The sequence below is a fragment of the Flavobacterium sp. genome (assembly GCF_965277525.1).
GTDB lineage: Bacteria > Bacteroidota > Bacteroidia > Flavobacteriales > Flavobacteriaceae > Flavobacterium.
The window spans coordinates 316,447-338,337 of record NZ_CBDIDC010000014.1 but is presented as its reverse complement, the minus strand read 5'-3'; the positions used below and the strand labels follow the sequence as shown (position 1 = coordinate 338,337).

Genomic DNA, 21,891 nt, shown 5'->3' with positions numbered 1-21,891 from the left:
AAATTTTCAGCAAAAATATACTTTTTGAGGAGAAATCCACTTTAAATTTATTGTAATAAAGAAAGGGAAGTTTACTTTTGCTAAAACTTTTAAAAAGGGACTGAAATACAATATTAATGGAATCATATATCATCATTTTACTTTGTTTAGCTGCTTTTGCCGCAGGATTTATTGATGCTATTGTGGGTGGTGGCGGATTGATACAAACCCCAATGGGATTGATTTTACTGCCTAATTTACCGGTTTCGACAGTTGTAGGAACTTTAAAAATTCCGGCTTTTACCGGAACCGCTTTTGCCGCTTTTCAATATCTGAAAAAAGTAGTGATTCAATGGAAATTATTATTGATCATGATGTGCCTGGCTGTTCCATCTGCATTTTTAGGTTCTACTTTATTGACCATGGTGAGTAATGATTTTATGAAACCGCTTTTGCTTGTGGTTTTATCATTATTGTTTATATATACGTATGCAAAGAAAAATTTCGGACAGCATGTTGCCAAAGACCATTCGGCTACAACACAAATTATGTATGCCGTTGTGATTAGCATAATTGTTGGCTTTTATGATGGATTTATTGGTCCCGGAACCGGAAGTTTTTTTGTGGTTGCTTTTATTACGCTTTTAGGTTTTGACTTCTTGCACGCTTCCGCAAATGCTAAAATGGTTAATCTCGCAACTAATTTTGGCTCTATTTGTTTGTTCGCTATAAAAGGAAAAATCATTTGGTCAATCGCAATTCCCATGGCAATTAGTAATGGCCTGGGTGGATGGATAGGTGCTAAATTGGCTATAACTAAAGGAAATGGTTTTATTCGAGTCTTCTTTTTGATTGTGGTTGTAGGCACGTTGATTCGATTTGCTTACGATGTGTTTTATAAATAAAGTTTCTGAGATGCTGAGTCGCTAAGGCTCTAAGTTTTTTGTAGCCAAAAGGTTTACCTGATTTTTTTTGCGTGGTATAGTTTAGAGATATTGATAAAAGAATTGCAAAAAGCGAAGAAGATATAGAAGCAGGTAGAATTACCTATTTTTCGGATTTTAAAGAAAAACTTCGAGCTCTGTATAACTTCTAAAATCAAAAGATTGAGTTTATTACCCCCAGATCAAATGGTCTAAATTATTTGTCATTCAATAGAAATAATTATAAAAGTTTTTAAGATTAAAAAGAACTTAGCGCCTTAGTGACTTTGCGGCTCAGCAACTTTTCTAAAAAAAAAGCCAATTGTTCTGCTACAAAAAAAGAAAAAATATTAGCGACTTAGAACCTTAGCAACTTAGTAGCTATTTCAATCAATAATTCTTATTTTTGCATCAATTATGGAGAAAAATTTCATGCAAAAATACATTGACCAGCTCAATGAAGCACAGAGACAGCCTGTTTTAAAGAAAGACGGGCCAATGATTATTATTGCTGGTGCAGGTTCAGGAAAAACACGTGTTTTAACAATTAGGATTGCTTATCTGATGGCCCAGGGTATTGATGCTTTCAATATTTTGTCGCTTACTTTTACCAATAAAGCAGCCCGTGAGATGAAACACAGGATCTCTGATATTGTGGGTGCATCCGAGGCAAAAAACCTTTGGATGGGAACTTTTCACTCGATTTTCGCGCGTATTCTTCGTGCAGAATCTGATCATTTGGGATATCCGTCTAATTTTACGATTTACGATTCTCAGGATTCGGCGAGATTAATTTCTTCTATTATAAAAGAAATGCAGCTGGATCGTGATGTATATAAACCAAAACAAATTTTAGGACGTATCTCAAACTATAAAAACAGTTTGATTACGGTAAAGGCATATTTTAATAATCCCGAATTGGTTGAAGCTGATGCCATGGCAAAAAGACCAAGATTAGGAGAAATTTATCAGCAATATGTAGAGCGCTGTTTTAAGGCAGGCGCAATGGATTTTGATGATTTGTTATTAAAAACAAATGAATTACTGACCCGTTTTCCGGAAGTTTTAGCGAAATATCAAAACCGTTTTCGTTATATTTTGGTTGATGAGTACCAGGATACAAATCACTCTCAATATTTGATTGTAAGGGCATTATCGGATAAATTTCAGAATATTTGTGTCGTCGGAGACGATGCCCAGAGTATTTATGCTTTCCGTGGAGCGAATATTAATAATATTTTGAATTTCCAGAAAGATTATGAAGGCGTAATAATGTTTCGTTTAGAGCAAAACTATCGTTCGACCCGAAACATTGTTGAAGCAGCAAATACTGTAATGGAGCATAATAAAACCAAACTTGATAAAATAGTTTGGACAGCAAATGATTTTGGTCAAAAAATTAAAGTACATCGAAGCTTAACAGATGCTGAAGAAGGTCGTTTTGTAGCAAGTACCATTTTTGAACAAAAAATGCAGAACCAGCTTCATAATGGTTCATTTGCAATTTTATACCGTACCAATGCACAATCCCGTGCCATGGAGGACGCATTAAGAAAACGAGATATTCCGTACCGAATTTATGGGGGATTATCATTCTACCAACGTAAAGAAATTAAAGATGTTTTGTGTTATTTGCGTTTGGTAATCAACCCAAAAGACGAAGAGGCATTGGTTCGTGTAATCAATTATCCGGCACGTGGAATTGGAGATACAACCGTTGAAAAACTGACAATTGCCGCTAATCACTACAAACGTTCTATTTGGGAAGTGATGGTCAATATTGATAAAATCGACCTGAAATTAAATTCAGGAACGAAAAATAAAATCAATGACTTCGTAACGATGATTCAGAATTTTCAGGTTATCGATCAAAATCAGGATGCTTTTTACATTACAGATTATGTAGCGAAGAAAACAGGACTGGTTCAGGAACTAAAAAAAGATGCTACTCCGGAAGGAATGGCGAAAATTCAGAATATAGAAGAACTTTTAAACGGTTTAAAAGATTTTACTGAAGGACAAAAAGAAATTGACGGTGCAAGAGGAGCTTTATCTGAATTTATGGAAGATGTAGCGCTTGCAACTGATTTAGATAATGACACTTCTGATGAAGATCGTGTAGCATTAATGACGATTCACCTGGCAAAAGGACTTGAATTCCCTCATGTTTTTGTGGTGGGAATGGAAGAAGATCTGTTTCCGAGCGCGATGAGTATGAGTACTCGTAGTGAATTAGAGGAAGAACGTCGTTTATTTTACGTAGCTTTAACTCGTGCAGAGCATCAGGCTTATTTGACTTACGCACAATCACGTTACCGTTGGGGAAAATTGACAGATAGCGAACCATCACGTTTTATTGAAGAAATCGATGGACAATATTTAGAATATTTGACTCCTGCAGAAACCAATTATCGATATAAATCACCAATTGACGGAGATATTTTTGGAGATGTAGATAAATCAAAATTACGTTTGGCAAAACCGATTGGGTCAACTCCTCCTGTAAAACATAACACAAATAATGAGCCCAAATCAGATTTAAATATTCGGAAACTAAAACCGGTTGCCGGCAATAATCCGAATAGTTCTGCACCAAATTTGTTCGATAATAGTTTGACTATTGGCAATATTGTACTGCACGAACGTTTCGGGAAAGGTGAAGTGGTAAATTTAGAAGGTGTGGGCGCTGATAAAAAAGCTGAAATAAAATTTGAAGTTGGCGGAATCAAGAAATTGTTATTAAGATTTGCTAAATTAGATGTAGTAGGATAGGAAAGAATAGAAAAAATAAGATAGAAAATAGATTTTAAAAAGTCAATTTTTTATCACAAGATTCGATTTTCGACTTTCATAATTTTATTATTTTTCAAGAGAATAAGTTTTTTTTAAATTTAAGATTAAATCTGTTTCAATTGGAATGTTGTTATTTACTTAAAAAAAATAAAAAGAGTAAAGAGTAGTCTTTATTCTATAATCTAACATCTTTATTCTAAAAAATGGCTGAGTTCATAAAAATATACCCTGACAAACCTAGTGAAGCCGCAATTGCCAAAGTGGTAAAAGTACTTCAAAACGGGGGGCTGGTAATTTACCCAACAGATACCGTTTACGGGTTAGGTTGTGATATTACCAATTCACGTGCCTTAGAAAAAATTGCAAAAATAAAGGGAGTGAAGCTGGAAAAAGCTAACTTCTCCTTTATTTGTCACGATTTAAGCAATCTTTCAGATTATGTTCGTCAGATTGACACATCGACTTTTAAAATTTTAAAAAGAGCATTACCTGGTCCGTATACTTTTATCTTACCGGGAAATAATAATTTGCCTAAAGAGTTTAAAAAGAAAACTACAGTTGGTATCCGTGTTCCTGATAATAATATTGTATTGGAAATAGTGAAACAATTAGGAAATCCAATAGTTTCAACTTCTATTCGCGATGAAGACGATGTAATTGAGTATACTACAGATCCCGAATTGATTTTTGAAAAATGGCAAAATCTTGTTGATCTTGTTATCGATGGTGGTTATGGCGATAATGTGGGTTCGACAATAATCGACTTATCAGATTCTGAACCGGTAGTTATAAGAGAAGGAAAAGGAGATATTGATATTTTGTAAGATTAAATAACTAATTATCTAGGATAATTAAAAATGGTTTGGTTAATTAGCTAATAATTTAACCAAACCATTTCTGTTATATGAAAAAAATAATTTTTTTGTTCTTTTTATTTTGCATTACCCCGATATTTTCTCAGAATTCGTTAAAAGGAAAGATTTCTAACAAAGATAATACCCCATTAGAAGGTGTTAATGTTTATTTTGACGGAACTACAATTTCTACCATTTCCGATGCAAATGGAAATTTTACTATAAAATACGAACCGGGTACCAATACTATTTTGGTAATAAGTTTTATGGGATATCAAACAGAATATCTTACAGGTCTGGATGCTGGCAAGCCGCTAAACATTGCAATGACAATTTCAAAGAATGAACTTAAGGAAGTTGTTATTAATAGAAACGAATTGTTTACCCGGGCTCAGAAATTAAAATTGTTTAGAGAATACTTTTTAGGCAAAACCGATAACGCAAAATCCGCTGTAATAAATAATGAAGATGATCTCCAATTTAAATACGATAAAGAAAAATTCATTTTTAGAGCTTCTTCAGATAAGCCCTTGTCTATTATAAATTCTTCTTTAGGATATAAAATAAATTTTGAATTAGTGGTTTTTGAAATTGCTTTTAACAAATTAAGTATTAGTTCTAAAGATGTTATTAAAAACTTTTACGGAGGAGTAAGCCGTTTTGAAGAAATTGGTAGTTCACCTGAAATTTTGGAGAGAAGAGAAAAAGCTTTTCAAGGCTCACAAGTGCAATTTTTTAGAAATTTCGCCAATAACGATTGGGGAGCAAAGAAATTTTTATTATTTAATGATGTAGACAATCTTGATCCTGTTAAATGTTTCAAAATGAGCAAAGAAGAAGATTTTGTAAAAGTTGAAGTAATTCCGCGACCAAAAGGAGAAAATGAAAATTTAAATGTAAAAGACATAGTAGCTTCTTACAATATTACATTTAATAAAAGAGAAGCATCAAGGATTACTTTTCAAACGGATAGTTTTTATATCTACAAGTATGGAAATAACTCCAATATTGAAAGTATACTTTTTTCAGGTAAAATTTCAGAAAAGAAGGTAGGCGATATGTTGCCTTTGAATTATGGGGTAAAATAATTTTAAAATAGCTATTTGTAAAAAAAAACTGAAATTGTGTAATATTGTAAATAAAATAACTAACTTAGATTAGTTAAAATTTAGTTAGTTTAAAGAGAATGTTATTCTTAATTTCTGTTTAATTGGTTATTAAGGAAGTTAAGAATACAAAAAAGCAGGTCAATTGACCTGCTTTTTATGTTTATACAGAATGTAAAAACTTAAATTATTTCGCTTGTTTTTTCATTTCTTTTTCAATCATATCATAGAATTGATCGATTTTTGGCATAACAACAATACGAGTTCTTCTATTACGGGCTCTGTCGTCTGGAGTATCATTAGCAACTAATGGTACATAAGAACTTCTACCAGCTGCAATTAGTTTAGCAGGGTTAACACCAAGATCATTCGTCAATACACGTACAATAGATGTAGAACGTTTAACACTTAAATCCCAGTTGTCTAACAAAATCCCGTTGCTTTTGTAAGGAACGTTATCTGTGTGACCTTCAACCATACATTCGAAATCTGGTTTATCGTTTACTACTTTTGCAACTTTGGCCAAAACACCTTTAGCTTTATCCGTTACATCATAGCTACCACTTTTAAATAACAATTTATCTGCGATAGAAATAAATACAACACCTTTTTCTACATTAATTTCGATATCCGGATCATTGATTCCAACAGCACCTTTCAAACTAGTAACTAAAGCTAATGTTACACTGTCTTTTTTAGTTAATGCATCTTGTAATCTAGATATTTTTAAATCTTTCTCTTTTAAACTTTCTAAAGATTTTTCAAGATTTTCTGCTCCTTTAGTTGTCAAAACAGTTAAGTCTTTAGAAGTACTTATTAAGTCTTGATTATGTGCTTTATAGCTTTCAGCTGTAGCCGCTAATCCTGCTTTTTCCTCTAAACAAGAATTTAGTTTTACGGTGCAGGAGTTTAATAAATCTTGGGTTTCTTTGTTCTTAGCTTCTAATGCTGCGTATTGCTTTTTCGATACACACGAAGTTAAGGCCATTAATACTGATAGTGCGATTACTATTTTTCTCATAGGTATTATATTTAATTAAACGTTGATTACAAATTTAGTTCTTAATATTTTGATTACTGTTAAAGATTTCTTTAAAAACAAGCGATTTCTTTATGTAATACAAGTAAACGATACTTTTCACGGTATAGTATTGTTGTATTTGAAAATCTTTTCGCTTCCTAAGATATTTCAAAGATATACAGTAAAATGAAAAATGGGCGTTCAAAATTGCAAATGCATGTTTGAATTTTCCTTGTGTAAGAAAACGGATTCCGGCGACACCGTCCAAAATCATTCGGAAGAAAATAACAAAAAATAAACCTTTTTTGGGTAAATTTTTGACTAGCATTAATAATGAATTTCTAAAATTCAAATATGTTTTTTTGGGATTTCCTTGTTGCAAAGTAGCTCCGCCAACATGATAGACTGTTGATCCTGAATTGTATTTGATAATATGCCCTTCATTTGCGGCACGCCAGCACAAATCAATTTCTTCCTGATGCGCAAAGAACGACTCATCAAAACCTCCCAGTTCATGATACACTTCACTTCTGATAAAGAAACAGGCTCCCGAAGCCCAAAATACTTCACAATTATCATTGTATTGTCCATTATCTTTTTCGATAGTGTCAAAAACACGTCCGCGACAAAAAGGGAAACCATATTTATCAATGAATCCGCCGGCTGCACCAGCATATTCAAAGTATTCCTTGTTTTTAAAGTCAAGAATTTTAGGCTGAATAATAGCCGTCTGTTTTTCCTGATCGAAATTTTCAATAATGGGATTCAACCAATTCTCAGTTACTTCAATATCTGAGTTAACTAAGGCATAAATTTCAGCATCAATATGTTGCAAGGCATCATTATAACCTTTTGCAAAACCATAATTACCATCGTTTTGAACGATCTTGATAGTCGGGAAATTCTTCCTGATAAAATGGATAGAATCATCTGTCGAAGCATTATCAGCAACATATATTTGAGCTCCTTGCGAAAACTGAACAACAGAGGGTAAAAATTGCTCTAACAATTTTACTCCATTCCAATTTAAGATGACAACAGCAATTTTATCCAACAGTAATTTTATTAATTTTTAATATTATTTTATTCATTATAATCTGGCAAATTTCTTAAAAACTCATATTTTTCGTTTTCAAAATCCATTTGACAATAAAAATGATTCAGACCATTTGTGACATTCAAAAACCGTGCCTGCATTGTCATGTTATAACGGGCAATCTGATCAAAAGTTGCCTGCGAAATCTTTACACTAGGGGCTTTACACTCTACCAATATATGTATAGAACCATCCGGATTAAACACCACCACATCGTATCTTTTTCTTAATCCGTTGACTGTTAAAACTTTCTCAACATTGATCAACGATTTAGGGTATTTTTTTTCATCAATTAAATAATGAACCACATGCTGACGGACCCATTCCTCTGGAGTAAGAATGATAAATTTTTTCCTGATTTCATCAAAAATAGACACTTTATTTTCGCTATTTTTGAATCGGAAAGTATAAGAGGGAAAATTGAGTTGCTGCATAGCGCAAAAATATAAAATAGTTTCAGGTTTCAAAGTTTAATGTTTCAAGTTATTGAAATCAAAACCCGAAACCTGAAACCTGAAACAAAATATTGAATGGACGAAGTTGTAAAGATTGTTAATGATATAAAGGCCGGGAATATAAAACCAATTTATTTTTTGATGGGTGAGGAGCCTTATTATATTGATAAATTGTCAGAATATATTGAGCAGAATGTACTTTCAGAAGAAGAGAAAGGATTCAATCAAACCGTATTATATGGTAGAGATGTTTCTGTAGAAGATATTGTTTCAACGGCCAAGCGCTATCCTATGATGTCTGATCGTCAGGTTGTTATCGTAAAAGAAGCACAGGATTTATCCAGAACAATTGATAAAATAGAGTCTTACGTGAATAATCCTATGGAAACTACGGTTCTTGTTTTTTGTTATAAATACAAAACACTCGATAAACGTAAAAAAGTCACCAAATTATTAGCGCAAAACGGAGTTGTTTACGAAAGCAAAAAACTATACGAAAATCAGGTTGGTGATTGGATAAAACGTGTTCTTGCAGGAAAAAAATATACCATTGATCCAAAAGCAAATGCTATGTTAGTGGAGTTTTTGGGAACAGATTTAAGTAAAATCAATAATGAACTCGAAAAATTACAGATTATTTTGCCGCAAGGAACTGTAATTACACCGCAACATATCGAAGAAAATATTGGTTTTAGTAAAGACTATAATGTATTCGAACTTCGAAAAGCCATTGGGGAACGTAATCAACTGAAAGCCTATAAAATTGCGGAGAATTTTGCGCATAATCCTAAAGAATATCCATTAGTAATGACAACCGGATTGGTCTTTGGATTTTTTATTCAGCTCCTAAAATATCACGGACTTAAAGATAAGAATCCTAAAAATGTAGCAACTGTCATTGGCGTGAATCCTTATTTTTTGAAAGAATATGATTTAGCGATAAAGAATTACCCAATGCGAAAAGTGAGCCAGATCGTAGGAGCATTACGTGATGTCGACCTTAAAAGCAAAGGTGTAGGAGCGAATGCTTTGCCTCAGGCAGATTTATTAAAAGAAATGCTGTACAAAATATTTAATTAAGCCATGAAAATTCACGATATTTGCGTCTCTAAAAAAATTACTACTTTAAAATAATAATTACACAATTATGGGAATGAATAAAAATACCGTTTTAGGATGGGCTACTTTTATAATGGTACTTATGGGATTGTTACTTATAGGTCTTGGCGCTTTTAGATACAGAGATGTCTCTGGCTGGGGATTTGTAGCTGTTGGTGTTGGTTTTTTTGCTAATGCCTGGGTTTTTAATGCTTTAAAAGGCAGGGTTTAATCTTTTTAAGAGCAGTAAAAAAAATAAATTTCAATAGAAGTTTTAATAAAGTTGAATCATAAAAATTAAAAAATAAATAAGCATGTCAGACGATAAGAAAGTAATTTTCTCGATGTCAAAATTGAGTAAAACCTACTCAAGCAGCGACAAACAAGTATTAAAGAATATTTATTTGAGCTTTTTCTACGGAGCTAAAATTGGTATTCTGGGTTTGAATGGTTCTGGAAAATCTTCACTTTTAAAGATTATTGCCGGAGTTGATAAAAATTATCAGGGAGATGTAGTTTTTGCTCCGGGTTATACCGTTGGTTATTTAGAGCAAGAGCCACAATTGGATGATGATAAAACCGTTATCGAAATCGTTCGTGAAGGAGTTGCCGAAACTATGGCAGTTTTAGAAGAGTATAACAAAATCAATGATTTATTTGGTCTTCCGGAAAATTACGAAGACGCAGATAAAATGGATAAATTGATGGATCGTCAAGCTGCTTTGCAAGATAAAATCGATGCATTAGGAGCCTGGGAAATCGATACCAAACTTGAAATTGCAATGGATGCTTTGCGTACGCCGGATGGTGATACGCCAATCAAAAACCTTTCAGGAGGAGAGCGTCGTCGTGTAGCTTTATGTCGTTTGTTATTGCAACAACCGGATGTATTACTACTTGATGAGCCTACCAACCACTTAGATGCTGAATCTGTACTTTGGTTAGAGCAACATTTGGCACAATATGCAGGAACTGTTATTGCTGTGACGCACGATAGATACTTCCTGGATAATGTTGCAGGTTGGATTTTAGAGCTGGATAGAGGAGAAGGTATTCCATGGAAAGGAAATTATTCTTCCTGGCTAGACCAAAAATCAAGCAGAATGGCACTTGAAGAAAAAGTAGCTTCAAAACGTCGTAAAAATTTAGAGCGTGAGCTGGACTGGGTTCGTCAGGGAGCAAAAGGACGTCAGACCAAACAAAAAGCGCGTTTACAGAATTATGACAAATTATTAAACGAAGATCAAAAACAACTGGATGAAAATCTGGAAATCTATATCCCGAACGGACCTCGTTTAGGAACCAATGTTATTGAAGCTAAAAATGTAGCAAAAGCTTTTGGAGATAAATTATTGTATGATAATTTAAATTTTACTTTACCACAAGCTGGAATTGTTGGAGTTATCGGACCAAACGGTGCTGGTAAATCGACTATTTTCAGAATGATCATGGGTGAAGAAAAACCGGATAGCGGTGAATTTTCTATCGGTGAAACGGTAAAAATTGCTTACGTAGATCAGGCGCACTCTAATATTGATCCTAATAAATCGATCTGGGAAAATTTCTGTGATGGTCAGGAATTAATCATGATGGGCGGACGTCAGGTCAATTCCCGTGCTTACTTAAGCCGTTTTAACTTTGGCGGAAGCGATCAAAACAAAAAAGTTTCAATGCTTTCAGGTGGTGAGCGTAACCGTTTGCACTTGGCAATGACCTTGAAAGAAGAAGGAAACGTACTTTTATTAGATGAGCCTACCAATGATTTGGATGTAAATACACTTCGTGCACTTGAAGAAGGTCTTGAAAATTTTGCTGGTTGTGCCGTGGTAATTTCTCACGACAGATGGTTCTTAGATAGAATTTGTACTCACATTTTGGCATTCGAAGGAGATTCTGAAGTTTATTATTTCGAAGGAGGTTTCTCTGAATATGAAGAAAACAAAAAGAAACGTTTAGGTGGAGATTTGACTCCAAAACGTCTGAAATACAAAAAATTAATCAGAAACTAATTTCAGATTAAAAAAAGCAAAGCCTCAAATTCATTTTGAATTTGAGGCTTTTTTAATTAGCGAACTTTGCGTAAATCTTTGTGTTCTTTGCGGTTAAATAAAAAAAAAGATCATCACTCTGATTGAAGCCGAAACCCTGGTAAATGGATTCAAGTTCTATAGTTTTTCTTCTCTCTGTATCATAAAAAGTCGTCGGTAATCCGTTTAATCTGTAACATCAGTGAGCACAGTCTTTATAAAAACTTCGCTTTCAATTCCGGAGTGGGAATCATGCAGCTTTCTTTTTTGCCATACCATTTGTAACGATTTTTAGCAATATAATAATAAATATAATTTCTAAATTTTTCTGGGAAAATTTTAAAAATGGAAACTAAACTATAAAATCCTCCTAGATCTTCTGCAATTTCGAGAACAGCCGAAGATTTATAATAATAAGCAACAGCCGGATGGTATAAAATAATGCTATCAATTTTTGTTTGATCAACACCAATGTAATTACAAATTTCAATCCCTAATTCTGACTGCAAAGCTACAAACCTAAAAACATCTTTTTTATCATGTTGGATGATAAACTGAACAGCGCTGTTGCATAAATTGCAAACACCATCGAAGAGGATTATTTTTTTGCTTTTTGGTAAGTCTTGCATTTTAGAAAAAGTTTCAATTTTAAGTTTTCTTAGCTTGTTTGTCATTTCGACAGAGAAATCACATTAATAATTTCTTTCAGAATATCTGCAATCCTTGTCGGAACCCGTGTTTGATTTCTCTTTCGTGGAAATGATAATATTGTCAATTTCTCCAATGAAATAATAAAACTCTAAATACTAAACATTTTTCACTACTATTCACTTTGTCTATCAAAATTAAATAATAAATAGTTTTTATGAATCAAAAATGGCTTTCATAAATTATTTTTAAGCTCTTTTTCAAAAATATCCATCTTTGTAATTGTCTTTTTTAAAATGTCCTTTAAAATCGCTTTATTTTAATTTTTGGTCATTTTTAGCATTTTTAGTAACTGAAAACTGAGACCGAAAACCGAGAAACTATTTCTTAGCAGCTTCAACCAATTCCAATTCATCTAAACTTACTTTTGAAGTAAAGATGCCGTAATTTACTGTTGCTTTATTTTTTTCTATCGAATCGATACTTCCAACAGATCTCCCGTCAAGCATTCTTACACGATCACCAACTTTTAAAAGTGGCTTTGGTTTTTCGATAACAGGTTTAAGTTTTTTCTCTTTTTTCTCTTTTCGAATTTCTTCTACCTGAACTGAAACTTCCGCTATAACTTCTTTTTTCTTTTCGGTTATGGCTTTGGCTTCTTTTGGTGTTGCTTTTTTACGCTTTGAATTTTCAATTTCTATAATTTTCAGAAATTCTCCAATCAGTTCTTTTTTGTTTTTATTGTTGAAATATTTCTCAGAGATATCCTCAATTTTTTGCCCAATGTAAATTGTCTTTTGGTTGCTGTCATATAATTCCTGATAGCTTTCCAGTTTTTGCTTGATTTTTACATTGATGTTTTCCATCTTTTTGCTTTCTTCACGTGCACGGGTTTCTTCTTCTTTCAAATTAATAGAAGTCTTCTCCAGTTTTGAACGTTCTTTCTGAAGTGTTGCAATGGTTTTATCAAAACGAACTTTCCCAACTTCAATTTTCTTTTTGGCACGATTAATCAATCCGAACGGAATACCATTTTTCAAGGCAACTTCAAAAGTAAATGAACTTCCGGCCTGACCTAAAGCAAGTTTATACATCGGTTCGAGCGATTTTTCATCAAACATCATATTTGCATTGGTAGCAAAAGGCAATTCGTTCGCCAGAATTTTCAAATTCGAATAATGCGTAGTAATAATACCAAAAGCTTCACGATGGTAAAATTCCTCTAAGAAAATTTCAGCCAGCGCCCCACCTAACTCAGGATCAGAACCAGTACCAAATTCATCAATTAAAAACATAGTTTTCTTGTTGCATTTCTTCAAGAAATAATTCATGTTTTTCAATCGGTAACTATAAGTGCTTAAGTGATTTTCAATAGATTGATTGTCACCAATATCTGTTAGTATTCTATCAAACAAAAAAGTTTCACTACGTTCGTGAACCGGGATTAGCATACCGGATTGCAACATCAATTGCAATAAACCCACTGTTTTGAGCGAGATTGTTTTTCCTCCTGCATTTGGTCCGGAGATCACAATTATACGGTTATCTTGTTTTAATTCAATAGTTTGCGGGTGCGTAACTTCATTCTTTTGTTTGTTGTTCAAATACAAAATAGGATGATAGGCTTCTCTGAAAAACAATCTTCTTTCTTCTGTAATAGTCGGCAGGATTCCGTTGATTCGGTTAGCATATTTTGCCTTTCCCGCAACTACATCAATATCACTTAAAAATTCCTGATACTCAATTAGTATTGGCAAGAACGGACGAATAGCATTTGATAGTTGTTTTAAAATCCTCGTGATTTCTTCTTTTTCTTCGTATTCTAAATTGCTTAGTTCACGAGAATATTGAAGCGTTGTTTCAGGTTCGATATAAGCAATGCTCCCCGTTTTGGAACTTCCTAAAATAGAGCCTTTTACTTTACGACGATACATGGCCAGAACCGCCAGAACTCTACGGTTTTGCACAAAACTCTCCTTAATATCATCTAAATACCCGAGACTATTATATTGTGTAAGCGCAACTCCAAAACTCTGGTTTACTTTACCGCGAACAATATTCATATTTTGGCGAATACTTAACAACGCTGGTGAAGCATTGTCTTTTATTTCACCATATTTATCGACAATGGCGTCAATTAAAGTAACTATATCTTTAGTATACTCAACTCTTGAAGCCCTTGTGTTAAGATTTGGATAATAATCATCGAACTTTTTAAGGAAATTCAACAAGAAATTAGCTGTTGACGAAAGTGTGGCTATTTTTCTAAAACTTCCTACTTCCAGAAAACTATCTTCAATTGCCAGAAATTTGATTTCGTGTGTTATCGCGTCAAACCCATGATTGGGAATGGCGTTATTATTTTCAAAAGACGAAACGTACTCAGATGTTTGCATCAAAGCCTGCATCAAAGTTTCTTTGTCTCTAAATGGTGTTATTTTTAAAGCTTTTTCTTTTCCTATATCTGTGTTACAGCCCGCCGAAATAGTTTCGAGTACTGTAGGGAATTGTAAGTCTTGTAATGTTTTTTCGGTAATGGATATCATTTATTTTCTTTAACAAAGTACACGCAAAAGTACGAAAACATTAGTATTCAATTCTACAAAGTTTATATCTAAATTTATGGTTGGTAAATATGATTTGAATAAAAAAATCCTGAAATTTGCATAAAAAAAGATATGGACGTAAAAATGCATGATTCCTGGAAACCGGTTTTGAATGAAGAATTCGAAAAACCATATTTCAATGCATTAATTGATTTTGTAAAATCTGAATATGCAACTAAGGTTTGTTATCCAAAAGGAAGCCAGATTTTTTCAGCTTTTGATCATTGTCATTTTGATCAGGTAAAAGTTGTGATCATCGGACAAGATCCTTATCACGGACCTAATCAGGCAAATGGATTGTGTTTTTCTGTAAATGATGGAATTCCATTTCCGCCTTCTCTTCAAAATATTTTCAAAGAAATCGAATCTGATTTAAATATATCAATTCCCAAAACAGGCAATTTAGAACGCTGGGCAGATCAGGGTGTTTTTCTCTTAAATGCTACTCTAACTGTGAGACAATCTGAGGCAGGAAGTCATCAGGGAAAAGGTTGGGAAAAATTTACCGATGCTGTCATAAAACAAATTTCGGCTAATAGTAAAGATGTTGTGTTCTTATTATGGGGAGGTTTTGCCCAAAAGAAAGCCGCACTAATCGATGCTTCAAAACATCATATTTTGAAATCAGGACATCCTTCTCCTTTAAGTGCCAATAGAGGTTTTTGGTTTGGAAATAAGCATTTTAGTAAAACAAATGAATTTCTGAAATCAAAAGGATTGAAAGAGATTGAATGGTAGCTAAACATTGATTGCACAAGCTATCAATAATTCGGAATCTTGTCATTGCGGGAAACAGGAATCGCGTACTTAACCCTATTGTTAGACAACTTTGTTAAATATTTGGATGCAATTTCCTCTTTGAGTCGGATGACAATTGATCAGGAAAGATTACTTCTTCACAATCTCGTCTAAAACTGCTTTGTTTTCGTAATTTATGACTTTCAGAATAATTTCCTGGTTTTTAACTGTTTTTCCTTCGATAATATAAAGTTTTCCTTTTTTGAATGGAACATTACTTTGATCGAAATCAACATCTCCAAATTTTAAAGTATTTTTTATGTCGGCAGTATCAATCCATTTTTCGTTTAAAGTCTGAATTGCTTTTTCAGAATATTGAAAAGGTTTTGTACGTAAATTATTTAAAACACGGGCATTTGGAAAATAGTTGCAACGAGTGTCTTTTCCACTAAAGACAAGGGCTACAAAAAAGCATCCCATAACCAAACCAACTAAATAATAAGCAAAACGATGTGCGAACTTCATGAAATAATTTTTTTGCAAAGGTAAGCTAAAGTTCCCTTAAAATACAAGTAAATTAATGTCGTTATCAGGCAAATCAAACCATTCACCAATCGCTTTATTCGTTAGAATTCCGTGGTACAAATAGATTCCATTTTTTAAACCTTTATTGCATCTTATAGCGCTTTCTAAACCGCCGTCTTCGGCGATTTGAAGCAAATATGGAGTTAAGATGTTACTTATTGATAATGAAGCTGTCTTAGAATACCTGGAAGGAATGTTTGGTACGCAATAATGCAAAACATTACTTTTGATGAAAGTTGGTTTTTCATGGGTTGTAACTTCCGAAGTTTCGAAACATCCTCCGGTATCAATACTGACATCTACAATAACGGCGCCTTTTTTCATATGTTCCACCATAGTTTCTGTCACTATAATAGGACAGCGCTCTTTTCCCCGCATAGCACCAATCGCAACATCACAACGTCGTAAAGCTTTTAATAGTGCTTTTTGCTGAACGGTAGAAGTGAAGATTCTTTGATTTAAGTTGTTTTGCAAGCGACGTAATTTCGTAATCGAATTGTCAAAAACCTTCACATTTGCCCCTAAACCAATGGCGGTTTTGGCAGCAAATTCACCAACAGTTCCCGCTCCTAAAATAACAACTTCAGTAGGAGGGACGCCAGTAATGTTTCCAAATAAAAGCCCTTTTCCAAATTCATCTGTAATCATCAATTCAGCAGCAATAAGTATAGAAGCTGTTCCGGCAATTTCGCTTAACGATTTTACAGCAGGATAAGACCCGTCTTCATCTTTAATATATTCAAAAGCAAGTGCCGTAATTTTTTTTTGAGCTAAAGCTTCAAAATATTCTTTCTTTTTTGTTTTCAATTGAATAGCTGAAATGATAATCGTTTCAGGATTAATCATTTTGATCTCGGCTAGTGTTGGTGGCTCCACCTTTAATAATAGCGGACAACCAAAAACCTTTTTAGTATCTTTTGTTACTTCCGCACCGGCATCTGAGTATTCTTTGTCGGAATAACTAGAACTTTCTCCGGCTCCGGATTCAATCATAACGCGATGACCTTCGTAGGTAAGAGAATTTACAGCATCGGGAGTCAGGCAAATACGACGTTCCTGATAACTTGTTTCCTTGGGGATTCCTATAAAAAGTTCGCTTTTGAATCGGCCAATTTCAAGTTTTTCTTCTTGTGGCAACAATTGTTGCTTCGTAAATGGAGTTAAGGTAATTGACATGGGTGGTGCAAAAATTAAGAGTACAAATTACGTAAAAAGTTTTAAAAAATCAGGTTATATGTGTTACTATAATCATAATTTTCAATTTGAAATCATTATTGCCAAATAAACGAATTTTTTCTTAATCGCCATTTGCTTCAATCCAGACTGAAACTGGATAAGAAGTTCCGGTAAAAAAAGTCAGATTAGTATAAACAAAGGCCTCTTCTGCTGATTCGGTCCCAGTCCAGCAGCTTCCCTGGATGTTAAACGTGATTTTATTATTTTTAGCATCAATATAAGCGTAATAAAATCCCAGTCGTTTCATTTCTTTTTGAATTTCATAATTTTTAGGATCTGAATCTTTATTTTTTATTTCAAAGATTTTTGATTCTGTCTGGTTCATTTTTTCAACCAACTGTTTGATTGAAAAATAATGTGTGATCAAAAAACCGGATAAATTAAAATAAATCCAATAGGAATAAAAGCAAATAACAACTGAAATAAATATTCTAACAAAAATAGTCTGCTTCTTATAGAACAATATAAAAAGAGTTTCAAGAATTAAAATAGACAATCCTAATATTTGATTCCAGTAGAATAAAGGCAAAACAATCAGAACAATTAAAAGAATGAAAATAGCTTTCTTTAACATTATTAAAAATGAGATATTATTTTTTCCATTTTAATGTCTGCTCTTTCGTAGCTCACATTTCCTAACGGGACTTCAATAAAACCGAACTTTTTATAGAGATGAATAGCTGGAAGTAAAATCCGGTTTGAGTATAGAAATAACTTTTTGATATTATTTTCTTCGGCTACAGCCAAACAATGTATTAATAATTTATTTCCAATTCCGAGACCTTGAGCTTTATCCGAAACGGCCATTTTGCTTAATTCAAATGTGGTATTATCAATCTTCATTAAAGAAACAGTTCCCAGAATTTCCTCCATATATTTAGCGTAAAAAATTAATCCTCCTTTATCAATAATTTCTTCTTGCGGATTCGAAAGTACTATTTCGTCTTTTTCTTCCACTCTAAAATATTTTTGAAGCCATTCTTTATTTAAGGTTTTGATTGGTTCTTTTAACTCAGGAGAGAAAGGGATTATTTCTACTGTATTTTGAGTGTTCATTAATTATTGCTTTTAAATAAAAGATTCTTTTGCAAAGTTTACAAAGATGTAAAATAATTTGATGTTCTCTGTGGGATCTTAACGAATCTTTATGAGGTCTTTTTAGCCTAATTTCAACTCTCTTTTTTCATCCGCCAACAACTCAATTGTAACTACTGAATGCTCTTCAGGAATGAGATTTTTGATTTTTTCAGACCATTCAATAAAGCACCAGTTTCCGGAATACAAATAATCGTCAACTCCCATATCAAGCGCCTCGGTTTCTTTGTTTAACCGATAAAAGTCAAAGTGGTAAACGATTTGATTGTTAGAAGTATAGTATTCGTTAACTAAAGAAAAGGTTGGACTGCTTGTTGCATCTTTAACGCCAAGACTTTTGCATAATTGTTTAATTAAAGTAGTTTTTCCAACGCCCATTTCGCCATTAAAAAGGATGATTTTCTTTGGGTTTTGCGCTAAAATTTTTTCTGCTACTTCCTGAATTTGATCTAATGAAAAAACGATATTCATTCTGTTGTGTTTAATTATGGTTGTCAGTTTTTTTGCCACGAATTTCACGAATTTTCACGAATTTAAAAAATAACTCGTGGTAATTTGCGAAATTCGCGACAACTTTTTACTGTTAATCTAGACCGAATACTTGGTTATTTTGGGTTAAATACCAGAAACGGAATAATCATTTCTTCCAGTGAAATTCCACCATGCTGATAGGTATTTCTGTAATAACTTACATAATGATTGTAGTTGTTTACGTAGGCCAAAAAGAAATCATTTTTTGCGAATATAAACGAGCTACTCATGTTTATTGCAGGTAAACCAATGTCTTTAGGTTCTTTTACAACATACACATCTTTTTGCTCGTAAGTCAAACTACGGCCGGTTTTATAGCGCAAATTTAAGCTTGTATTTTTATCCCCAACCACTTTTGACGGGTTTTTTACATTAATTGTCCCGTGATCTGTGGTCAGGATTAATTTGAAGCCTAAAAGCTGCGCTTGCTGAATGATCTCTAAAAGCGGCGAATTCTTAAACCAGCTCAAAGTCAGCGAACGGTACGCTTTATCATCAGAAGCAAGTTCTTTAACAACATCCATTTCGGTTTTAGCATGCGATAACATATCTACGAAATTATAAACAACTGTAACCAGATCATTGCCTTTTAAAGCTTTGAAGTTTTCGGCTAATTTTTTACCACCGGCATAATTGGTGATTTTGAAATAATCTTCTTTAATGTTTAATCCCAAACGTTTTAATTGAGCCGAAAGAAACTCAGCCTCATAGAGGTTTTTTCCACCGTCTTCAACGTCATTTTTCCAATATTGCGGAAATTGTTTTTCCATTTCTGTTGGCAATAAACCTGAGAAAATAGCATTTCTTGCGTATTGTGTTGCAGTTGGAAGTATTGAAAAATAAGGAACTTCTTTTTCTAATTTATAATAATTGGCCACAACAGTTTCAAAAGATTTCCATTGGTCATAACGTAAATTATCAATAACAACGAACAAAATAGGCTTGTCTTTCTTTTTGATTTCAGGAACTACTAATTCCTTGAATAAATTATGGGACTGAATTGGTTTATCGGCTTTTGGAGCGAACCAATCTTCATAATTTCTTTCTATGTATTTTCCGAACTGCGAATTGGCTTCAACTTTTTGAGACTCAAGGATTTCAATCATTCCCTGATCGTTGATATTCTCAAGTTCTAATTCCCAGAATATTAGCTTTTTGTATAATTCAACCCAATCCTCATAAGAATTAACCATTGCCATTTCCATCGAAATTTTCCTGAATTCCTTTTGGTAATCTAAAGTCGTTTTTTCTGAAATTAATCTGGAATGATCCAGATTTTTCTTCAGACTCAATAGAATCTGATTTGGATTAACTGGTTTTATCAGGTAATCAGCGATTTTAGAGCCAATGGCTTCTTCCATTATATATTCTTCCTCGCTCTTTGTGATCATAATCATCGGAGTAGCTGATTTTTTTTCTTTCATTTCTGAAAGGGTTTCCAGACCACTCATTCCGGGCATATTTTCATCCAGAAAAACAATATCAAAATTGTCTTCTTCAAATAAAGAAATAGCATCTAGGCCGTTATTACAAGTAGTTACAGCGTAGTTTTTTTTCTCCAGAAATAATATATGAGGCTTTAAAAGATCGATTTCGTCATCGACCCAAAGTATTTTTATCTTATCCATAAACGTATTTAATTTTAATGCAATTTAGATGTATAGAACTTAAAAAGTATTAAAAATAGTATAAATTTCAGAATAACAAAAGGTGATTTTTATATTAACTTTTTTTTAGAATTTTGTATCGCTCTGGAAATCAAGACAATTTAATGTCGATTTTTAAATGAAAAACACAAAGTGGTTTATAGTTATTTACTTATATTTGTTGATCTAAAAAGAATCAAATAGTGACTCATATCAATAAGTTAAAAATATTCAATGACCCTATCTACGGGTTTATTTCAATCCCGAACGAACTTATTTACGATTTAATTCAACATCCGTATTTTCAGCGTTTACGCCGCATTTCGCAAATGGGAATGTCGTATTTGGTTTATCCCGGAGCCAATCATACCCGTTTTCATCATGCTTTAGGGTGTATGCACTTAATGCAAAGAGCTGTTGAAACACTTCGTTTTAAGGGAGTTGCAATTTCAACCGAAGAAGAAAATGCTTTACTCATTGCTATTTTGCTACACGATATTGGTCATGGGCCATTTTCGCACGCCATGGAAAAAAGCATTGTGGAAGATGTGAATCATGAAGCTATATCATTATTATTCATGAACCAGCTCAATGATGAATTTGATGGGAAATTGAGTCTGGCTATTCAGGTTTTTAAAGGTGATTACCATAGAAAATTTATGTTACAATTGATTTCAAGCCAATTGGATATGGACAGAATGGATTATTTAAAGCGTGATAGTTTTTATACCGGAGTTGCAGAAGGAAATGTCAATTCTGAGCGTTTGATCCAGATGATGAATGTGGTTGATGATGTATTGGTTATTGAAGAAAAGGGAATTTATTCAGTAGAGAAATTCCTGCTTTCAAGAAGATTAATGTACTGGCAGGCCTACTTGCATAAAACAAGTTTAGTTGCCGAGTTAATTTTGATGAATGTTTTAAAAAGAGCCAAAGAATTAACATTAAAAGGAATTAATTTACCTTGTAGCGAGCCGCTTTTGTATTTTATGCAAAACAGAGTTTCTTTAGAGGATTTTGATGCTGAAAAATTAGATTTATTTTCGCAATTAGATGATTTTGATATTATTAGCGCTTTAAAAACCTGGCAAAAGCAAGAGGACTTTGTATTGTCTACTTTGAGTAAAATGCTAATTAACAGAGACTTACTAAAAATTAAATTAAGCGCCGAGAAAATATCGGCGGAAGAATCTCAATCTTTAAAAGAAAAATTTGCTAACGACCACCATATTACACAATTAGAAGCGGGGTATTTTATTTTTAGAGGAAAAATAAAAAATCAGGCTTACAGTAAAGAAGCTGAACCGATACGAATCTTGAAAAAAGATAAAACAATTGAGGATGTTGTAGAAGCATCTGATCAGCTGAATTTGAAATCGTTATCTAAATTGGTGACAAAATATTACATCTGTTTTCCAAAACAACTTATCTAAAATTAACATTTAAAATCTATT

At 33.2% G+C, this 21,891-nt stretch carries 20 protein-coding genes; 9 read left to right on the top strand and 11 right to left on the bottom strand.

The features are described 5' to 3' along the window. Nucleotides 1-116 precede the first annotated feature (116 nt). The 4 genes from ACQY44_RS25650 to ACQY44_RS25635 all read left to right on the top strand — a co-directional run bounded on the left by ACQY44_RS25650 (nucleotide 117) and on the right by ACQY44_RS25635 (nucleotide 5,637). Nucleotides 117-884 (top strand): sulfite exporter TauE/SafE family protein, encoded by a 768-nt coding sequence (locus ACQY44_RS25650; protein WP_428233107.1) that lies wholly within the window; start codon nucleotides 117-119, stop codon nucleotides 882-884. A gap of 450 nt (nucleotides 885-1,334) precedes the next feature. After that, nucleotides 1,335-3,674 carry an ATP-dependent helicase gene (locus tag ACQY44_RS25645; RefSeq protein ID WP_428233106.1) on the top strand — a complete coding sequence of 780 codons (2,340 nt, stop codon included), beginning with the start codon at nucleotides 1,335-1,337 and terminating at the stop codon, nucleotides 3,672-3,674. A gap of 224 nt (nucleotides 3,675-3,898) precedes the next feature. Next, a complete protein-coding gene (locus ACQY44_RS25640; RefSeq protein WP_428233105.1) occupies nucleotides 3,899-4,519 on the top strand; it encodes an L-threonylcarbamoyladenylate synthase in 621 nt (206 codons plus the stop codon). 80 nt (nucleotides 4,520-4,599) lie between these two features. Then, the gene (locus ACQY44_RS25635; RefSeq protein WP_428233104.1) at nucleotides 4,600-5,637 is read left to right on the top strand and encodes a carboxypeptidase-like regulatory domain-containing protein; all 1,038 of its coding nucleotides are present in this window, start codon (nucleotides 4,600-4,602) and stop codon (nucleotides 5,635-5,637) included. Nucleotides 5,638-5,842: 205 nt separating this feature from the next. Here ACQY44_RS25635 and ACQY44_RS25630 read toward each other — a convergent pair whose 3' ends face one another. Genes ACQY44_RS25630 through ACQY44_RS25620 form a run of 3 tightly spaced genes read right to left on the bottom strand, consistent with a single transcriptional unit; the run spans nucleotide 5,843 to nucleotide 8,206 of the window. Next, the gene (locus ACQY44_RS25630; protein WP_428233103.1) at nucleotides 5,843-6,676 is read right to left on the bottom strand and encodes an OmpA/MotB family protein; all 834 of its coding nucleotides are present in this window, start codon (nucleotides 6,674-6,676) and stop codon (nucleotides 5,843-5,845) included. A gap of 34 nt (nucleotides 6,677-6,710) precedes the next feature. Continuing rightward, entirely contained in the window at nucleotides 6,711-7,730 is a 1,020-nt protein-coding gene (locus ACQY44_RS25625; RefSeq protein ID WP_428233102.1) for a glycosyltransferase family 2 protein, read from the bottom strand. Nucleotides 7,731-7,759: 29 nt separating this feature from the next. Next, the gene (locus ACQY44_RS25620) at nucleotides 7,760-8,206 is read right to left on the bottom strand and encodes a type I restriction enzyme HsdR N-terminal domain-containing protein (RefSeq protein ID WP_428233101.1); all 447 of its coding nucleotides are present in this window, start codon (nucleotides 8,204-8,206) and stop codon (nucleotides 7,760-7,762) included. Nucleotides 8,207-8,302: 96 nt separating this feature from the next. On the opposite strand from ACQY44_RS25620, the gene holA reads away from it, so the two are divergent. The 3 genes from holA to ettA all read left to right on the top strand — a co-directional run bounded on the left by holA (nucleotide 8,303) and on the right by ettA (nucleotide 11,334). Continuing rightward, the gene (holA, locus tag ACQY44_RS25615) at nucleotides 8,303-9,307 is read left to right on the top strand and encodes a DNA polymerase III subunit delta (RefSeq protein ID WP_428233100.1); all 1,005 of its coding nucleotides are present in this window, start codon (nucleotides 8,303-8,305) and stop codon (nucleotides 9,305-9,307) included. Between the two features lie 67 nt (nucleotides 9,308-9,374). After that, nucleotides 9,375-9,557 (top strand): CAL67264 family membrane protein, encoded by a 183-nt coding sequence (locus tag ACQY44_RS25610; RefSeq protein ID WP_035680915.1) that lies wholly within the window; start codon nucleotides 9,375-9,377, stop codon nucleotides 9,555-9,557. Between the two features lie 82 nt (nucleotides 9,558-9,639). After that, nucleotides 9,640-11,334 (top strand): energy-dependent translational throttle protein EttA, encoded by a 1,695-nt coding sequence (ettA, locus tag ACQY44_RS25605; RefSeq protein ID WP_428233099.1) that lies wholly within the window; start codon nucleotides 9,640-9,642, stop codon nucleotides 11,332-11,334. Between the two features lie 233 nt (nucleotides 11,335-11,567). On the opposite strand, the gene ACQY44_RS25600 is transcribed toward ettA, so the two are convergent. After that, complete coding sequence (locus ACQY44_RS25600) at nucleotides 11,568-11,981, bottom strand: thiol-disulfide oxidoreductase DCC family protein (protein ID WP_428233098.1); 414 nt, start codon at nucleotides 11,979-11,981, stop codon at nucleotides 11,568-11,570. 399 nt (nucleotides 11,982-12,380) lie between these two features. Continuing rightward, nucleotides 12,381-14,546, bottom strand: coding sequence for an endonuclease MutS2 (locus tag ACQY44_RS25595; RefSeq protein ID WP_428233097.1), 2,166 nt, complete (start codon nucleotides 14,544-14,546; stop codon nucleotides 12,381-12,383). A gap of 132 nt (nucleotides 14,547-14,678) precedes the next feature. On the opposite strand from ACQY44_RS25595, the gene ACQY44_RS25590 reads away from it, so the two are divergent. Next, nucleotides 14,679-15,344: a uracil-DNA glycosylase gene (locus ACQY44_RS25590; protein WP_428233096.1), complete on the top strand. Its 666-nt coding sequence runs from the start codon at nucleotides 14,679-14,681 to the stop codon at nucleotides 15,342-15,344. 150 nt (nucleotides 15,345-15,494) lie between these two features. On the opposite strand, the gene ACQY44_RS25585 is transcribed toward ACQY44_RS25590, so the two are convergent. The 6 genes from ACQY44_RS25585 to ACQY44_RS25560 form a co-directional block, all read right to left on the bottom strand. Further along, complete coding sequence (locus ACQY44_RS25585) at nucleotides 15,495-15,869, bottom strand: DUF4258 domain-containing protein (RefSeq protein ID WP_428233095.1); 375 nt, start codon at nucleotides 15,867-15,869, stop codon at nucleotides 15,495-15,497. A 36-nt stretch (nucleotides 15,870-15,905) separates the two neighbouring features. Next, the gene (locus tag ACQY44_RS25580; protein ID WP_072963546.1) at nucleotides 15,906-17,105 is read right to left on the bottom strand and encodes an alanine dehydrogenase; all 1,200 of its coding nucleotides are present in this window, start codon (nucleotides 17,103-17,105) and stop codon (nucleotides 15,906-15,908) included. A 121-nt stretch (nucleotides 17,106-17,226) separates the two neighbouring features. After that, nucleotides 17,227-17,490: a hypothetical protein gene (locus ACQY44_RS25575; RefSeq protein WP_428233094.1), complete on the bottom strand. Its 264-nt coding sequence runs from the start codon at nucleotides 17,488-17,490 to the stop codon at nucleotides 17,227-17,229. Nucleotides 17,491-17,741: 251 nt separating this feature from the next. After that, entirely contained in the window at nucleotides 17,742-18,221 is a 480-nt protein-coding gene (locus ACQY44_RS25570; RefSeq protein ID WP_428233093.1) for a GNAT family N-acetyltransferase, read from the bottom strand. Between the two features lie 102 nt (nucleotides 18,222-18,323). Further along, nucleotides 18,324-18,731, bottom strand: coding sequence for a tRNA (adenosine(37)-N6)-threonylcarbamoyltransferase complex ATPase subunit type 1 TsaE (gene tsaE, locus ACQY44_RS25565; protein ID WP_428233092.1), 408 nt, complete (start codon nucleotides 18,729-18,731; stop codon nucleotides 18,324-18,326). A 134-nt stretch (nucleotides 18,732-18,865) separates the two neighbouring features. Next, on the bottom strand, nucleotides 18,866-20,419 hold the full coding sequence (locus ACQY44_RS25560) for a response regulator (RefSeq protein WP_428233091.1): 1,554 nt from the start codon (nucleotides 20,417-20,419) through the stop codon (nucleotides 18,866-18,868). A 221-nt stretch (nucleotides 20,420-20,640) separates the two neighbouring features. Here ACQY44_RS25560 and ACQY44_RS25555 point away from each other — a divergent pair, with 221 nt between their 5' ends. Further along, nucleotides 20,641-21,870 (top strand): HD domain-containing protein, encoded by a 1,230-nt coding sequence (locus ACQY44_RS25555; protein ID WP_428233090.1) that lies wholly within the window; start codon nucleotides 20,641-20,643, stop codon nucleotides 21,868-21,870. Nucleotides 21,871-21,891: the final 21 nt, after the last annotated feature.

Coding starts and splice junctions, on each gene's coding strand:
- ACQY44_RS25650 (WP_428233107.1), top strand. CDS start 117: ATGGAATCATATATCATCATTTTACTTTGTTTAGCTGCTTTTGCCGCA.
- ACQY44_RS25645 (WP_428233106.1), top strand. CDS start 1,335: ATGCAAAAATACATTGACCAGCTCAATGAAGCACAGAGACAGCCTGTT.
- ACQY44_RS25640 (WP_428233105.1), top strand. CDS start 3,899: ATGGCTGAGTTCATAAAAATATACCCTGACAAACCTAGTGAAGCCGCA.
- ACQY44_RS25635 (WP_428233104.1), top strand. CDS start 4,600: ATGAAAAAAATAATTTTTTTGTTCTTTTTATTTTGCATTACCCCGATA.
- ACQY44_RS25630 (WP_428233103.1), bottom strand. CDS start 6,676: ATGAGAAAAATAGTAATCGCACTATCAGTATTAATGGCCTTAACTTCG.
- ACQY44_RS25620 (WP_428233101.1), bottom strand. CDS start 8,206: ATGCAGCAACTCAATTTTCCCTCTTATACTTTCCGATTCAAAAATAGC.
- holA (WP_428233100.1), top strand. CDS start 8,303: ATGGACGAAGTTGTAAAGATTGTTAATGATATAAAGGCCGGGAATATA.
- ACQY44_RS25610 (WP_035680915.1), top strand. CDS start 9,375: ATGGGAATGAATAAAAATACCGTTTTAGGATGGGCTACTTTTATAATG.
- ettA (WP_428233099.1), top strand. CDS start 9,640: ATGTCAGACGATAAGAAAGTAATTTTCTCGATGTCAAAATTGAGTAAA.
- ACQY44_RS25600 (WP_428233098.1), bottom strand. CDS start 11,981: ATGCAAGACTTACCAAAAAGCAAAAAAATAATCCTCTTCGATGGTGTT.
- ACQY44_RS25595 (WP_428233097.1), bottom strand. CDS start 14,546: ATGATATCCATTACCGAAAAAACATTACAAGACTTACAATTCCCTACA.
- ACQY44_RS25590 (WP_428233096.1), top strand. CDS start 14,679: ATGGACGTAAAAATGCATGATTCCTGGAAACCGGTTTTGAATGAAGAA.
- ACQY44_RS25585 (WP_428233095.1), bottom strand. CDS start 15,869: ATGAAGTTCGCACATCGTTTTGCTTATTATTTAGTTGGTTTGGTTATG.
- ACQY44_RS25580 (WP_072963546.1), bottom strand. CDS start 17,105: ATGTCAATTACCTTAACTCCATTTACGAAGCAACAATTGTTGCCACAA.
- ACQY44_RS25575 (WP_428233094.1), bottom strand. CDS start 17,490: ATGAACCAGACAGAATCAAAAATCTTTGAAATAAAAAATAAAGATTCA.
- ACQY44_RS25570 (WP_428233093.1), bottom strand. CDS start 18,221: ATGAACACTCAAAATACAGTAGAAATAATCCCTTTCTCTCCTGAGTTA.
- tsaE (WP_428233092.1), bottom strand. CDS start 18,731: ATGAATATCGTTTTTTCATTAGATCAAATTCAGGAAGTAGCAGAAAAA.
- ACQY44_RS25560 (WP_428233091.1), bottom strand. CDS start 20,419: ATGGATAAGATAAAAATACTTTGGGTCGATGACGAAATCGATCTTTTA.